The sequence below is a fragment of the Nonomuraea sp. K271 genome (assembly GCF_009908215.1).
GTDB classification, from domain to species: Bacteria; Actinomycetota; Actinomycetes; order Streptosporangiales; family Streptosporangiaceae; genus Nonomuraea; species Nonomuraea longispora.
Genome location: NZ_JAAAHR010000051.1, coordinates 21,365 through 36,466 on the forward strand (window position 1 = coordinate 21,365; position 15,102 = coordinate 36,466).

General features: G+C 71.3%; 13 protein-coding genes and 1 pseudogene. 6 read left to right on the forward strand and 8 right to left on the reverse strand.

Annotated elements, in window-relative coordinates:
• Positions 1–25: 25 nt before the first annotated feature.
• The 4 genes from ftsH to GUY59_RS19420 all read right to left on the reverse strand — a co-directional run bounded on the left by ftsH (position 26) and on the right by GUY59_RS19420 (position 4,996).
• Entirely contained in the window at positions 26–1,969 is a 1,944-nt protein-coding gene (gene ftsH, locus GUY59_RS19405; RefSeq protein WP_138201395.1) for an ATP-dependent zinc metalloprotease FtsH, read from the reverse strand.
• 37 nt (positions 1,970–2,006) lie between these two features.
• Positions 2,007–2,801, reverse strand: coding sequence for a hypothetical protein (locus tag GUY59_RS19410; protein WP_138201394.1), 795 nt, complete (start codon positions 2,799–2,801; stop codon positions 2,007–2,009).
• A 249-nt stretch (positions 2,802–3,050) separates the two neighbouring features.
• On the reverse strand, positions 3,051–3,710 hold the full coding sequence (locus GUY59_RS19415) for an aminoacyl-tRNA hydrolase (RefSeq protein ID WP_138201393.1): 660 nt from the start codon (positions 3,708–3,710) through the stop codon (positions 3,051–3,053).
• Positions 3,711–3,727: 17 nt separating this feature from the next.
• Positions 3,728–4,996, reverse strand: a complete 1,269-nt coding sequence (locus GUY59_RS19420) for an MFS transporter (RefSeq protein ID WP_138201392.1) — start codon at positions 4,994–4,996, stop codon at positions 3,728–3,730.
• A gap of 71 nt (positions 4,997–5,067) precedes the next feature.
• Between GUY59_RS19420 and GUY59_RS19425 the strand changes: the two genes are divergently transcribed.
• Entirely contained in the window at positions 5,068–6,018 is a 951-nt protein-coding gene (locus GUY59_RS19425) for a GlxA family transcriptional regulator (RefSeq protein WP_138201391.1), read from the forward strand.
• Positions 6,019–6,107: 89 nt separating this feature from the next.
• Entirely contained in the window at positions 6,108–6,929 is an 822-nt protein-coding gene (locus tag GUY59_RS19430) for an SAM-dependent methyltransferase (RefSeq protein WP_138201390.1), read from the forward strand.
• 133 nt (positions 6,930–7,062) lie between these two features.
• Here GUY59_RS19430 and GUY59_RS19435 read toward each other — a convergent pair whose 3' ends face one another.
• Together GUY59_RS19435 and GUY59_RS19440 are read right to left on the reverse strand one after the other, a co-directional pair.
• Positions 7,063–8,586, reverse strand: coding sequence for an FAD-dependent monooxygenase (locus GUY59_RS19435; protein WP_138201389.1), 1,524 nt, complete (start codon positions 8,584–8,586; stop codon positions 7,063–7,065).
• 1 nt (position 8,587) lies between these two features.
• The gene (locus GUY59_RS19440) at positions 8,588–9,157 is read right to left on the reverse strand and encodes an acyl-CoA-like ligand-binding transcription factor (protein ID WP_171055402.1); all 570 of its coding nucleotides are present in this window, start codon (positions 9,155–9,157) and stop codon (positions 8,588–8,590) included.
• A gap of 364 nt (positions 9,158–9,521) precedes the next feature.
• Here GUY59_RS19440 and GUY59_RS19445 point away from each other — a divergent pair, with 364 nt between their 5' ends.
• From GUY59_RS19445 to GUY59_RS50765, 3 genes are read left to right on the forward strand one after another with little or no spacing between them, the layout of a single operon-like run.
• Positions 9,522–10,691, forward strand: coding sequence for an NAD-dependent epimerase/dehydratase family protein (locus tag GUY59_RS19445; protein ID WP_132331652.1), 1,170 nt, complete (start codon positions 9,522–9,524; stop codon positions 10,689–10,691).
• Positions 10,681–11,430, forward strand: a complete 750-nt coding sequence (locus GUY59_RS19450) for a class I SAM-dependent methyltransferase (RefSeq protein ID WP_138201387.1) — start codon at positions 10,681–10,683, stop codon at positions 11,428–11,430. The genes GUY59_RS19445 and GUY59_RS19450 overlap by 11 nt, the downstream gene beginning before the upstream one ends.
• The gene (locus GUY59_RS50765) at positions 11,423–12,004 is read left to right on the forward strand and encodes a GtrA family protein (RefSeq protein ID WP_161714615.1); all 582 of its coding nucleotides are present in this window, start codon (positions 11,423–11,425) and stop codon (positions 12,002–12,004) included. Before GUY59_RS19450 ends, GUY59_RS50765 begins: the two co-directional genes overlap by 8 nt.
• A 167-nt stretch (positions 12,005–12,171) precedes the next feature.
• Here GUY59_RS50765 and GUY59_RS50770 read toward each other — a convergent pair.
• Both GUY59_RS50770 and GUY59_RS19465 read right to left on the reverse strand, forming a co-directional pair.
• Positions 12,172–12,735: pseudogene (locus GUY59_RS50770) on the reverse strand (glycosyltransferase family 2 protein); the annotation flags it as partial.
• Positions 12,732–13,658: an NAD-dependent epimerase/dehydratase family protein gene (locus GUY59_RS19465; RefSeq protein WP_138201384.1), complete on the reverse strand. Its 927-nt coding sequence runs from the start codon at positions 13,656–13,658 to the stop codon at positions 12,732–12,734. The gene GUY59_RS19465 and the pseudogene GUY59_RS50770, both read right to left, overlap by 4 nt.
• Before the next feature lie 187 nt (positions 13,659–13,845).
• On the opposite strand from GUY59_RS19465, the gene GUY59_RS19470 reads away from it, so the two are divergent.
• Complete coding sequence (locus GUY59_RS19470; protein ID WP_138201383.1) at positions 13,846–15,099, forward strand: hypothetical protein; 1,254 nt, start codon at positions 13,846–13,848, stop codon at positions 15,097–15,099.
• Positions 15,100–15,102: the final 3 nt, after the last annotated feature.

Consider the following 15,102-nt stretch of genomic DNA (forward strand, 5'->3'; position numbering starts at 1 on the left):
GATCGGCACCAACGTCCGATTTTGCCTAATTCTCGGAAAATTCCCTCGGGCGGCTCTCGGCGGGCTCCGCCGAGCGGCTCAGCAGGCCCGCGGCGGCGTACGCGCCGGGCTCGTCGAGGGTCTCGTGCTCCAGCAGGGCCTCCACGATCGCGTCGAGCTTGTCACGGTTGTCGCTGAGCACCTGGACCGCCCGCTCGTAGCACTCGTCCACGATGCGCCGCGCCTCCTCGTCGACCATGGCGAGCGTCACGGGCGAGGCCTGGGGCTGCTGGCCGTCGTTGGGCAGGATGGTCAGCGGCCCGATCTTCTCCGACATCCCCCAGCGGCCGACCATGCCGCGGGCGATCATCGTGACCTGTTCGAGGTCGTTCTCGGCGCCGGTGGTGATGACACCGAACACGACCTGCTCGGCCGCCATGCCGCCGAGCGCGCCCGTGATGCGACCACGCAGATACTGTTCGTCGTAGGCGTAGCGGTCGCTGTCGGGCGTTGACAGGGTGACGCCGAGCGCCCGGCCGCGGGGGATGATGGAGATCTTCCTGACCGGGTCGGCGCCGGGCTGGAGCATCCCGAGCAGCGCGTGCCCTGCCTCGTGGAAGGCGGTCCTCGTGCGCTCCTCCTCCGGCATGACGATGCTGCGCGCCGCACCGAGCTGCAGCTTCTCCAGCGCGTCGGTGAAGTCGGCCATCGAGACCTTCTCCTTGCCTCGCTTGGCCGCGAGCAGGGCCGCCTCGTTGACGAGGTTGGCCAGGTCGGCGCCCGTCATGCCGGGGGTGGTCTTGGCGAGCCGGTCGAGGCCGACCTCTGGGTCGAGCGGCACGCCCCTCGTGTGCACCGCCAGGATCGCGGTGCGGCCGGCCGCGTCGGGCAGGCCCACCTGCACCGTACGGTCGAAGCGCCCGGGACGCAGCAACGCGGGGTCGAGGACCTCGGGACGGTTGGTGGCCCCGATGACGATCACGCCTTCGGCGCCGGAGAAGCCGTCCATCTCGGTAAGGATCTGGTTGAGCGTCTGCTCGCGCTCGTCGTGCCCGCCGACGCCGCCGGCGCCGCCCCTGGCCCGGCCGATGGCGTCGATCTCGTCGATGAAGACGATCGACGGCGCCACCTTACGGGCCTCCTCGAACAGGTCACGCACCCGCGAGGCGCCCACGCCGACGATCATCTCGATGAACTCGGAGGCGCCGGCCGAGAAGTACGGCACCTCGGCCTCACCCGCGACCGCCCTGGCCAGCAACGTCTTGCCGGTGCCGGGAGGGCCGGCGAGCAGCACGCCCTTGGGCAGCTTCGCGCCCAGCCTGCGGTATTTGTCTGGGTCCTTGAGGTAGTCGACGATCTCGACGAGCTCGTTCTCCACCTCGTCGATGCCGGCGACGTCGTCGAACGTGACGCGCACCTTCCCGGCCTCGACCGGCTTGGCCGCCTTGGACTTGCCGAGCCCGCCCAGGCCGCCGCCCATCATGCTGGCGCCGCGCCGCATGATCCAGATCCACAGGCCCGCCAGGAGCAGCACGGGCAGCAGCGACAGCAGCACGTTGGAGAAGAACCCGCGGGTGATAGGCTGGGAGGTGATCTCCACCTGGCCGCTTGCCAGCTGCTTGTCGAGCTGGTCGGTGTCGGCGAAGGCGGGGATCTCGGTGGAGAACTTGGTGTAGGACTCGTTGCTCTCGGGGTTCTTCGCCGCCGACCTGAGGTCGCCCTCGACGGACAGGCCCTGGGCGTAGATGTCCTTGACGTTCTTCGCGTTCACCTGCTTGGTGAACTCGGTGTACGAGATCGTCTCGACGGAGCCGCTGTCGACGAAGGACGAGACCACGAAGAAGGCCGCGTACACGACGACGAGGGTGATGGCGAATCGCCACCAGTTGATCTTGGGTCGCCCTCCGGGTGTGCCGGGCAGCCCCTCCGAGCGCCAGGGCGGCTTGCCCTTGCCTTTGTCGGATGCCTGCGGCGCTCCAGAGCGTTCCACGGCGTCACTCCCCCAAATCGCCGCATTCAATGATCTTCTAGCCTAGGACACGCACCCCTGTGGCCACGCGACCGACCTCGGGCCAGTGCTTTCGCTGCGTGTCAGGCACTGTGACGAACGTCAGGCCGGGCTTGCTCATTCCCCCGTCCATGACGACGACGGCCGCCCGGGAGGAGCGCTTCCCGTACGTCACCTGATAGATCAGCGTCCATCCGCGCTTGACCCGTTGTGTGGCCAGCCAGGTGATCCGGGAGCCTTCGGGGTGGTGGTTGAGCGTCCAGCGGGCGGCCAGCAGCGCCGTGTCGCGCGGCGATTTCTGCTTCATGATCGGGAGCGGGCAGGTCACGACGATGCCCCGCGGGCTCGTGCCGCGCTTCCTGGGCAGCACCTGCTTCGTGGTGAACGGCGCCGCGTTGTGCGCCTTCCACGGCCGGCCCAGCCTCGGCACGGCCAGCCCGGTGCGCCGGTCCCTCATCACCCGCCTGGCGGACGCGCGCTCCTTCACGCCTTTGACCTTGGCGGTCAGCTTGGGGACGCGCGGGTCGGCGTAGAGGGCATCCATGGCCGTGTAGCCGGGCGCGAGCGAAGCGCCTGGAGTGGGCCCCGCAGTGGCGGACGCCTTCGCTGCAGGAGCGGGCTCGCCGACCGTGGGGGAAGTCGCGGAGCCGGTCGGCGAAGGTGCGGGGCCGGACGAGGACGGTGCGGCCGGCGGCGCGGTTACCGGCCCCGCCGCGACCTCGTCCGGCCCTGACGGGAGCACCACCACGACCATCGTCACGGCGGCGGCCACGACGGCGGCGGCCACGGCGAGCCCCCGGTACACCACCCGCATCCGGAGATCACCGATGCGGGAGCGTTTGGGCGGAGAATCAGGGATCCAGGGCCTGGAAGCGGTCCTCACGCGCGAACCGTTGATCTCATCTTCCCCATCGAGCACGAGCGGAGCGTACGACATATCCCGCCATGGCGTCCTCGAAGCGACCGAAGTGCAATCATGGCGTCGCGGATGGGGGCCTCGACCGCCCCCTGGTCCGTCACCGTCCACGGCAACCCGCGACCGCCGCGCGTCACTCTTGCCTGTTCACGCGCCGAAGACACGCCCGGCGAGCCAGGGCGCGTCGGCGACGAACGTGCACGACCCCGGCTCGATCTCGGTGAACCCGGCGTCGCGCACGACGGGCAGCCCGGCGGCCACCTTGGCGTCGAAGAGGTCCCGCGCCGGGGCCGGGCGCACCGAGACCGTCATCCCGCGCTCCCGCCAGGCGGCACGCTCGTCCGCGTCGCTGGCCCACCACGCGAGCTGGGCGGCGTGTCCGGCCTGCGCCATGGCCTTGCCCGCGGACATCTCCAGCTCGGGGTTCTCCCACAGGAGCGGGGGCGCGGCGGGCGGCGGCGCGGCGGTGTCGGTCAGCTCGGTGCCCGACACCTGCAGCCGCGCCAGGTCCTTCGGCCAGTCGTCGAGCGGAACCGGCGGATGCACCCGCACCTCGGCCGTACGGTGGGCGATCGTGCGTCCCGGGAGCGCGAGCGCCCTGCGCCACTCGGCGCCCCGCGCCCGGCGCGCGACCTTGCGGATCTTGCCGGTGGACTGCCAGGCGTGCAGCTCGGCGGCCCACTCCCCCGGGTCGGCGAGCAGGCTCAGCACGGCCATGGCGGCGGCCTCCAGGGCGTCGGTGCGTTCGGGGGGCGCGGCCCGCTCGATCCTGACGACCAGCGGCAGGACGTACAGCTCGGTGTTCATCGCTCTCTAGGGGTTGCTCAGGTTCGTCGTCCCCTAGCATGCCCGATCGCCAGGGACATGCCGGCGGCCACCAGGCAGAGGGCGCCGGCGCCGTACCAGGCCAGGTCGTAGGCGCCCAGGTGGTCGCGGGTGAGGCCGGCGCCGAACGCGGCGAACGCGGCCCCGACCTGGTGGGCGCCGAACACCCAGCCGAAGACGACGGCTCCGTCGGCTCCGTAGACGCGCCGGCACAGGGCGACGGTGGGCGGCACGGTCGCCACCCAGTCCAGGCCGTAGAAGACGATGAAGATCAGCATGCTGGGCTCGGTCGTGGCCGCGAACAGGCCGGGCAGCACCATCAGGGAGAGCCCGCGCAGCCCGTAGTAGACGCCGAGCAGCACCTTCGGGTCGATCTTGTCGCTCAGCCAGCCGGACGCGACCGTGCCCACGATGTCGAAGATCCCGATGACCGCCAGGAGGCCCGCGGCGACGGGCTCGGCCATGCCGTGGTCGTGCGCGGCGGGGATGAAGTGGGTGCCGACCAGCCCGTTCGTACTCGCTCCGCAGATCGCGAAACCACCCGCGAGCAGCCAGAACGGCCGCGTGCGCGCCGCCGCGGCGAGCACGGTGACGGCCCTGACGGCGGCGTTGCCCGTGCGGGGCTCCGGACGCGCCGCACCCGGCTCCGCGCCGAGCGCCGTGGTGCCCACGTCCTCGGGCCTGTCACGCAGCAGCCACCACACGAACGGCACTACGACGAGCGCCGCGGCGGCCACGGTCAGCGACGCGAACCGCCATCCCGGGCCCTGCGCCAGGTGCGCGAGCACGGGCAGGAAGACGAGCTGCCCGGTGGCGCCGGCCGCGGTCAGCACGCCGGTGACCAGCCCGCGGTGGCGTACGAACCAGCGGTCCACCACCGTGGCGGCGAACACCAGCGCCATCGAGCCCGTGCCGAGCCCGACCAGCACACCCCAGAGCAGCAGGAGGTGCCAGCTCGCGGTCATCAGCACGGTGAGCCCGCTGCCGCAGGCGATCAGCAGCAGCGCCACGGCGACCACGCGGCGCATGCCGAAGCGGTCCATCAGGGCGGCGGCGAAGGGGGCGGTCAGGCCGTACAGCACCAGGTTGACCGAGACGGCCAGCGAGATCGTGCCGGCCGACCAGCCGAACTCCTCCCGCAGCGGCGTGATCAGCACACCGGGGGTGGCGCGGAAACCGGCCGCCCCCAGAATCGTCACGAAGGCGACGGCCGCGACGTACCAGGCACGGTGCAGGCCGCGGCGGGTGGCGGTGGTGCTCAAGGTCATGCGCCCATCCTGATCGACCTCCTTGCGCGGCCACGAGTGGCCGGAAAGCCAAGATGTGAAAGAATTGAGCCATGCCTCATCGGATCGCGGTCGTGGTGCTCGACCACTTCGCCCCGCTCGACCTGGGCGTGCCCGGCCAGGTGTTCGGCAGCGCGCGCGACCAGGACGGCGAGCGGCTCTACGAGGTGGTGACCTGCTCCGAGGGCCGCATGCCGGTGCGCTGCTCGGCCGGCTACACCGTGCAGCCCGACCACGACCTCGACGTGCTCGACACGGCCGGCACGGTCCTGGTGCCGGGGATCCACGGAGGCCGGGCCCTGGTGAAGGGCACGATCTCGGAGCGGCTGTCGGCGGCCCTGCAGGACCGGCCGCGCACGATGTCGATCTGCACGGGCGCGTTCGTGCTGGCCGCCGCGGGGCTGCTCGACGGGCGGCGGGCCACCACGCACTGGCTCGACGCGGCGCGCTTCGGCCGGTTGTTCCCGCGGGTGAAGCTGGACCCCGACGTGCTCTATGTGGACGACGGCGACCTGCTGACCTCGGCCGGGGTGGCGGCGGGGATGGACCTGTGCCTGCACGTGATCAGGCGCGACCACGGCAGCGAGGTGGCCAACCGCGCCGCCCGCCGCTGCGTCATGCCGCCCTGGCGGGACGGCGGCCAGGCGCAGTACGTCGAGCGTCCCCTCCCGGACGGCGACGGCGACGGAACGGCCGCCACCCGCGGCTGGATGCTGGCCAACCTCGACGCCCCGATCAACCTCGCAGCGCTGGCCGACCACGCGAGGATGAGCGTGCGCACGTTCACCCGCCGCTTCCGCGAGGAGACCGGCGTGAGCCCGGCCAAGTGGCTCACCCGGCAGCGGGTGCAGCACGCCAGGCACCTGCTGGAGACGACGGACCTGGGCGTGGAGGAGGTGTCCAGGCGGTCGGGGTTCGGCACCGCGGTCTCGCTGCGCCAGCACCTGCACGCGGCCGTCGGCGTCTCGCCGCTGGCCTACCGGCGTACCTTCCGGCGCACCTGATCGGCCGTTCGCCGCACGACCCCGCGCTCCCGGCATCTCGCCCACCTAGAATCAGCGAAAAAGATCAATAATGCCGGAAGGGTCGTGACATGGCCGAGGGTGACCGCTTACCTCCAGGGATCAATCCCCATGTCCCCAGCGTCGCCCGCATGTACGACTACTACCTCGGTGGCCGCGACAACTTCCCCGCCGACCGCGAGGCGGCCGAGAAGATGATCGGGATCGGCCGCCGGATGGGCAACGACACCCGGCAGATCGCGCTCGCCAACCGCGCCTTCCTGCGCCATGCGGTACGGACGATCGCCGAGGCGGGCGTACGCCAGTTCGTCGACATCGGCGCCGGCCTGCCCACCCAGGACAACGTGCATCAGGTCGCCCACCGGCACGCCCCCGGCTCGCGCGTCGTCTACGTCGACAACGACCCGATCGTGTTGTCCCACGCCCGCGCGCTGCTGGCCAGGGACCCCGACGTCATCGCGGTGGAGGGCGACGTCAGGGACCCCGACGCGATTTTCGACGACCCGGCCGTCACCGGGCGCATCGACCTGGCCGAGCCGTACGCGGTCCTGCTCGTCGCGGTGCTGCACTTCGTGCCCGACGACGGCGAGGCCGCCGGGATGGTCGCCCGCATCAAGGAGCGACTGCCGCCCGGCGGCCACCTGGTGCTCTCGCACCTGTACGCGGGCGACGCCACCGCCGACGCGACCCAAGCGGGCCAGTCGGTCTACCGCGGCACCACCGCCGGCGGGCTGGCCGGGCGTGACCGCGACCAGATCACCGGCTTCTTCGGCGGTCTCGCCCTGCTCGGCCCCGGCGTCGTGCCGGTCGCCGACTGGGCGCCCGACGCCTCCCCCGACGGCCCGTACGACTACGTCAAGGCGGGCATCCTCGCCGGGGTGGGCCGCGCCTGAGCCGGGTGCCGCTCACCCGGCCGGCGTCCTGCCAGAGGACGCCGCCTATTTGGAACCCCTCGGTGGTGGGGCACAAGTGTGACGGGGAGCCGCAGGATGCCGGTGTCGTGCGGGCTTCGAGCAGGCGTCGCCGCTACGCCGCCACCTCCAGGCTCTCGCCGAACCACGTCCCTAGTGCCTCGTCGAGCGTCGGCGTCTCGCCGGGCGTGCCCGCCCAGGCCACGTAGCCGTCGGGACGCACAAGAACGGCGTCGGGCCCCTCGGACACCACCACGTCGACGCGACCGTGACGCACCCGCAGCCGCCCTCCCGGGTCGAGCAGGACCGGCCTGGCGCGGGCGGCGGGGCAGGCGGGCAGGCCGGGCAGGAAACGGCCGAGCAGCGGATGCGGTGGAGCGGGCATCGGATACACCACGTCGGAGCCGGCCATCAGGGACGCGATGCGCCGCCGGGCCGACTCGTCGTCAAGCAACTCGCCGAACACCGTGCGCAACGCCGTCACCTCGGCCCCGGGAGCGGTCAGCGCGAGCTGCGCCTGGGTGTGCAGGGCCACCCGCTCGGCGGCCGGGCGGCGCTCGCTCTCGTAGCTGTCGAGCAGCCTCGGCGGCGCCCATCCACGCACCTCGGCCGCGAGCTTCCAGGCCAGGTTCACGCCATCCTGCAGGCCCACGTTGAGCCCGGGCGCGCCCATGGCCGAGTGGACGTGCGCGGCGTCGCCCGCCACGAACACCCGGCCCTCGCGGTAGCGTCCGGCCACCCGCGTGTTGCGCCCGTTCAGCCGCCTGAGCAGGTGCGGGCCCGCGCCGGCGGGGCCGGCGAGCGGTAGGTCGGCGCCGGTCACGCGGGCGAGTGCGGCACGCAGTTCGCCGATGGTCATCGGCTCGTCGTCGCCCGGCGCGCCGGGCTCCCACTCCATCACGCTGATCATCAGCGTCCCCGGGCCCGCCGGCATCATCGCGTACGCGCCGCGCTCGGTGCGGTGCCAGGCGTAGAGCCCGAACGTGCCCGCGCCCGGCACCTCCAGCTCGGCCCGCTCCATCCGCAGCACCGCCCCCGGCACGCTGACGTGGGCGGCGCGGCTCACGACGTCGGCCGTCACCACACCCGGGAAGCCGATGCCGGCGAGCCTGCGCACCGTGCTGTGCGCGCCGTCGCAGCCGACCAGGTAGCGGGTGCGCAGCGCGCGGGGGCCCGCGGGCCCTTCGAGATGCACCGTGACGCCTTCGGGGTCCTGGTCGAAGCCGGTCAGCTCGTGCCCGCGCCCGATCCTGGCACCCAGCTCCAGCGCCCGCTTCTCGAACAGCTCCTCCAGCTCGGGCTGCCTGATGCCCATCCCGTGCAGCGGGTTGTCGTCCAGCCCCGACAGGTCCAGCGGCAGCGCGCCGAACACGAACGCGGGTATCGGAGCCTCATCTGCGGCGAGGCCGCGCCCGCGCAGGAGCCGTACGACCTGGCCGACGACGCCGTTGGCCTTGGGCTGGTCGCTGCGCTGCGGCAGGCGTTCGACGACGAGCGGCCGGACCCCGGCCAGGCTCAGCTCGCAGGCCAGCAGCAGCCCGTTGGGGCCGCCGCCGGCGATGACGACGTCACTGTCGAAGCCGATGGCGCTGTCGATGGCGCTGTCGATGGCGCTGTCGATGGCGCTGTCGGTGTTCATGTCACGGGCTCCTCGGTGGGGCGGGCAGTCCGGCCGCCAGCGCGCGCAAGGCGTCGCGCAGCAGTGGCGCCAGCGAGACCGGCGGGTCGGCGCGCAGCCAGTGGCCGACGGCCGCCTGCACGGCCGCGGTCGTGGCCGCGGCCACGAGATGGGGATAGAGGTCACGGGCAAGGTCGGTGCCGGTGCGCTCGGCCACGGCCGCGGCCAGAGCGCCGTCGGCAGCAAGGGCCACCCGCAACGTCTCGGCCCGCAGCGCGGGCTCCCTGGACAACACCCGGATGCTCGCCAGCAGCTCGGGAGGCGGCGGCGAGCCGGCGTCACCCGCGTCCTGCTCCCACGGCCGCACCATGGCCTCCGTCAGCGCCTCCCACATAGGTTCCTCGGGAGGCCGGGCGCGCAGCACGGCCACCGACCGTTCGATGCGGTCGGTGTGGCGCGCGGCGATCGCCTCGTGCTTGCCGGTGAAGTAGTTGTTGAACGTCCTGGGCGAGACACCGGCCTCGGCGGCGATGTCGTCGACGCGGACGCCCTCCAGCCCGCGCTCCAGCGCGAGCCGGAGCGCGGACGCCATCAGCGCCTCCCGTGTGGCACGCTTCTTCCGTTCCCTCAGCCCGTTCACGGGAGCAGCCTGAAGCAAAATTACGGATTAAGCAAATTTGCGGGATACGCACTTTCCTGTTGCGAACATGTGTTCTACGTCGATGGGAGATACTCCTCACGTCCGGCACAACGTCTCTCCAGAACCCGATACGGTGCGCACAACGCGTAACATCGTCGAACCATCAAAGTCAGCCTGAGAAGTCATGCTCAATTAATGAGAACCCGTTTAGCGTGTGATAAGGCTGGTTAGCTGCAGGCTGCGGACACCCCGTAAGCGACACACCGACGCAGGGCCGCGGGATGCGGATGCGTCTACAACAAGTCAGGATGGATTTATGCGGATCTTGGTCCTCGGCGGCGACGGATACCTCGGATGGCCGACGGCCCTCCACCTGTCGCAATGCGGCCATGAGGTGGCGGTCGCCGACAATTTCGTACGCCGTCAGTACGACCTCGAGCTCGGCGTGGACAGCCTCGTACCGATCGCATCGCTGCACACCCGCGTCACGGCGTGGCAGGAGCGAACCGGCAAGACGATCGAGATGTTCGTCGGCGACCTCATGGACGCCGACTTCACGTACGGGATGATCCGCGACTTCCGCCCCGACGCCGTGGTGCACTTCGCCGAGCAGCGGGCCGCCCCCTACTCGATGATCGACCGCAAGCACGCGGTCTACACGCAGACCAACAACGTCGTCGGCACGCTCAACCTGCTCTACGCGATCGCCGAGATCGACCCGGAGATCCACCTGGTCAAGCTCGGCACGATGGGCGAATACGGCACGCCCAACATCGACATCGAGGAGGGCTGGCTGGAGCTGGAGCACAAGGGGCGCAGGGACCGTGTGCTCTACCCCAAGCGGCCCGGCTCGTTCTACCACCTGTCCAAGGTGCACGACAGCCACAACATGGAGTTCGCCTGTCGCATCTGGGGCCTGCGCGCCACCGACCTCAACCAGGGTGTGGTCTACGGCCAGGAGACGCCCGAGACCACGCTGGACGACCGGCTGGCCACCCGGTTCGACTACGACGCCGTCTTCGGCACCGTGCTCAACCGGTTCGTCATCCAGGCGGTGCTCGGCCACCCCCTGACGGTCTACGGCTCCGGCACCCAGACCCGCGGCATCATCGACATCCGCGACACGGTCCGCTGCATCCAGCTCGCCTGCGAGAACCCGGCGGACCGCGGCGAGTTCCGGGTGTTCAACCAGATGACCGAGTCCATGTCGGTCAGCGACATCGCCACCACGGTCTCCGAGTCCTTCCCCGGCGAGGTGACGATCGACAACCTCGACAACCCCCGCGTCGAGAAGGAGGAGCACTACTACAAGGTGACCCACACCGGCCTGGTGGAGCTCGGGCTCGTTCCGCACCTGCTGTCCGACACGCTCATCACGTCGCTGTTCGACGTCGCCAAGCGCCACGTCGACCGGGTCCGCGAGGAGGCACTTCTGCCGGGCGTCAACTGGCGCAACCCAGGGGCGGAGCGCACCAGTGAGCGCTGAGGAGGGGGCCTTCGCCCGCGCCACCGGCCGTACGGCCGAGCGCGAGGACGGCGGCCCCGACAAGCCCCGCTACCGCCGCTACCAGTACGACCTGATCGCCCCTCATTGCGGACGCAGCGTGCTGGAGGTGGGAGCGGGGCTGGGCGAGTTCGCCGCGCAGTTCACCGGCCTTGAGCGGCTGGTTGTCACCGACGTCGACCCCGACGCGGTCGGGCTGCTCAAAGACCGTTTCGCGAGCGCCTCCGAGGTCGAGGCCATGCAGTTCGACCTCTCCTCCGGCGCGCGGCTGGAACGGCCGGTCGAGACGGTGATCGCCATCAACGTGCTCGAACACTTCGAGGACGACGCCGAGATCCTCAGGCAACTGGCCGGTTCGGTCACGCCGGGCGGCACGATCGTGCTCTGGGTGCCCGCCTACATGAGCCTGTACGGCGAGTTCGACCGCAAGGTCGGCCACTTCCGCCGCTACACGCCCGCCACCCTGCGCGACGCCGCCCGTCGCGCGGGGCTCGGCGTGACGCTGGCCAGGCCGGTCAACCTGCTGGGCGGGCTCGCCTGGTGGGCTGCGGTGCGCATGGGCAAGGCGGGCTCGCCGAAGGCGGGCGCGGTCGGCCTGTACGACAAGGTCATCGTGCCGGTCACCCGGGTGCTCGACCGGGTGCTGCCGATCCCCTTCGGCCAGTCGGTGCTCGGTGTGCTCCGGGTGCCTCACGACGGGGAGCGCACGACCCGTGATTGACCTACGCGGCTTCCTCCGTGGCACGCTGCCACGCATCTTCACGCGCTACACGCTCGGCTCTGTGGCCGCGGCCGTGGTGAGCGAGGTGACGCTGCTGGTGTCCTACGGTCAGGGGCTACTCGGAGCCCAGGCGGCCGCGGTGGCCGCCTGGGCCCTGGGCGCGGTGACCAACTACGTGCTCGCCCGCCGCTGGGCGTGGCAGCGCCGCGGACGTCCCCGGGTGCTGCGCGAGCTGCTGCCGTTCTGGGTGACGTCGGTGACGGGGCTGCTGCTCACCACGTGGGCGACCGGAGTCGCCCACGATGTCGGGCCGCGGCTGTTCGCCACCGACGGGGCGCGCGTGCTGTTCGTGGGCGCGGTCTTCCTCGGGGTCTACGGCGTGCTGTTCCTGGCGAAGTTCTGCTTCTTCCACTACTTCGTCTTCGCCGACCCCCGCGCGGGCTCCGCCGGCGAGGCGGACGACGATGAGGAGGCGGACCCCGGTGACGCCGACGGCCCCGAAGCCATGGACGGCCCGGACGGCGCGGCGCCGCGGCGCTCCCGCAGCCAGGTGCCGAGCACCACACGCAAATAGCGGTAACCGTAGACCAGGTTGCCGCCCTTCTTGGTCGTGCCGGCGACGCGCAACCGCATCGTCGCCGGCACCTCCACCACCTTGTAGCCCCGCGAGATGACGCCGATGAGCAGCTCGGACGACTGATACTGCGGCTGCTTCAGCGTGACGGCCCCGGTGACCTCGGCGCGCATCGCGCGCATGCCGAACGAGGTGTCGGTGATGCGCTGCCCGGTCAGCAGACTGATCATCCGGGCGAAGACGTGCACGCCCAGGCGGCGCACACGGTCGTAGGTCTCCTGGCGTCCCAGCACCCGCGAGCCCGTGACGAAGTCGGCCTCCCCCCGCAGCACCGGAGTCAGGATGCGCTCGATGTCGGCCGGGTCGTACTGTCCGTCGGCGTCGGTGGTCACGATGTAGCGGGCGCCGCCCGCCCTGGCGATCCGGTAGCCCAGCCGCAGGGCCGCGCCCTGCCCCCGGTTGACGGGGACGTCGCAGACCAGCGCGCCGGCCTTGCGGGCCACGGCCGCCGTGTCGTCGGAGGCGCCGTCGACGACCACGACGGTCGCCGTGTCCTGCCCCGCGATGACGGCCGGGATCGCGCTGACCACGTCGCCGATCCCGCGCTCCTCGTTGTAGGCGGCGATGACGATCGCGATGGGGGGAAGATCGCCGCCGTGCTCGGCGGTGAACTCCGCCATCGCGGCGGCGTCGACCCGCGCGTCGGTGTTCGCCATGTGATCGGCGGTCATGCTTGGCCCTCCACACCACCCGGCGCGAAGTCCGGCCACACGGTCGGCAGGCCGGTGGTCAGATCGTGCCGTGGTTCGTACCCGAGTGTCTTGGCCAGCGACGTGTCGAGCACGACCGCCGGCATCTCTCCTTGCTTGGCGGCGACGTGCTCGACCGGGATCGGCGCCCCGGTGACCTCGCGTGCCGCCTCGATCAGCTCGTTCACGCTCACAGAACGCCCTGAGCCGACGACCAGGGGTCCGTTGTGGCCCGTGCGCCAGGCCACCTGGACGGCCTGGACGATGTCGTCCACGTGGACGTAGTCGCGCCACTGGGTGCCGTCGCCGTACACCTGGACGCCGGCGCCCTCGGCGGCGGCGCGCATCAGCCGGGGCACAAAGCTGTCCTTGTGACCCATGCCCTGGCCGTAGACATTGGCGAAACGCAGCGCGCAGGCCTGCATGCCATAGACGCCGGAGTAGGCGCTCAGCAACATCTCACCCGCGGCCTTGGTCGCGCCGTAGGGAGTCAGCGGGCGCAGCGCCTGCCATTCGGTGATGGGCGCGCTGCCCACGTCGCCCGTCACGGCGTTGGTGGAGGCCAACGTGAACCTGGGCACCTCCCGCTCGCGGGCCAGTTCGAGCAGCCCCGAGGTCGCCGCGACGTTCACCTCATACGTACCCGCGGGGTCCTCGACCGAACGCAACACCGACGTGACCGCCGCAAGGTGCACGACACCGTCGAGCCCCGCGGACACGGCCTCGCCCCGGACCCCCGGGTCGCGCAGATCTCCGACCACAGATCGCACCTCGGGGTCGGGATGGGCGTTCAGATCAGCCACCACGACCTCGGCACCTTCTGCGAGCAGAGTGGCGACCAGGCGTCTGCCGATGAAGCCTGACCCTCCCGTGACCAGCACACGAGCTCCGGCGAACTCCGACATTCGCCGCTCCTTTCGCTTGACGTTCTGCAGACCCTACCGGCGCAACCTGTAGATTCGCTCCATCCGGCTGCCCAGGTTCGGGGTGTTCAGACGCATCGCACGGAGCCGGGGAGCACATCGCGTACGCTACGGTTTTCGCATCCTGTGATCGTGGCAGCCGAGATCGGAGCAACCCCATGGAGTGCCGGTGACCCCCGAACTGATCATGGGGCCACCGCTGGCCGTCGGTTTCGCTCTGGCGGTGTTCGCCCAGCGCAGGGGCTGGTCCCCGCCGCTGTGGGTGGCACTCTGCGCCGGAGCCGTGCTGCGGGTGCTCGCCATGTTGCTGGCCCCTCAGATGGCCGTCCAGCCGTACGACTTCGAGCACGACTTCCGCGACGCCGCCAACGCCGTGCTCGACGGGCAGAACCCGACGATGCACCTGCGTGAGGGGGGCTGGCATTTCCTGCCGCTGCTCGCCTACGTGCTGGCCGGGCAGCAGGAGCTGGGAGAGACGCTGGGGTTGTCGTGGGCGGTGGCCGGCCGGATCGTGCCCGTCGTCGCCGACCTCGCCCTCATCCCCCTGATCAGCAGGCTCGCGGCCGAGCGCGGCGCCCTGCGCGGCTTCCAATACGCGTGCCTGCCCGTCGGCGTGCTGGTGAGCGGGTTGCACGGCCAGTTCCCGCCCATCACGCTGCTGTTCGGCGTGGCCGCGCTGCTGGCCGCCCGGCGGGGCCACGTGCAGCTCGCAGGGCTGCTCATCGGCCTTTCGGTGTCGTGCACCCACTGGTCGCTGCTGCTCGTGCCGGGCGTCGTGCTGGCGGTGCCCGGCCTGCGCCGGCGGGTCACGGTGCTCGTCTGGACCGCGATGGCGCCCCTCGCCATGCTGGCCAGCAGTTCGCTCTTCCTCGACACGGCGGTCAGCGAGCTGCCCGCCCTGGTCCGCGCCATCATGTCGACCCGCCCCGTGGTCGGCGACTGGGGCTGGACGGCCGTGGCGACCGGCGGGGAGCAGATCGTCTCGCCCGTCTTCGGCCGCGTCGGCCTGGTCATCCTGGCCGCGGCGCTCCTGGCCGCGCTCTGGTGGTGGCGGTGGGCCGAGCCCGAGCTGCTGACCCTCGCCCTCCTCCTGGTCTTCCTCATCGTGACCTACCGGCTGGGCGCCCAGTATCTGCTCTGGCCGCTGCCCTATCTCCTCGCCCGTCCGCCACGCGGGGCCTGGAGCGCCATCACGCTCACGAGCCTGTGGGTGGTGGCCGGCTATCTGCACCTGCTCTACTTCCTGACGGGCATGGAGTGGGCAACGGCGCACCGCGTGTGGGTGTTCTCGTCGCTCGCCGTCATCGCCGCGATGGTGTACGCCCTGCCCTGGCGTGAGCGGGGCCTGCCTGCGACCGGTCCGGCGGCCGGCGCGCAGGGGCTTTCTGACGGTCATGAGCCGGCGGTGAACGGCCGCCGGTGACGC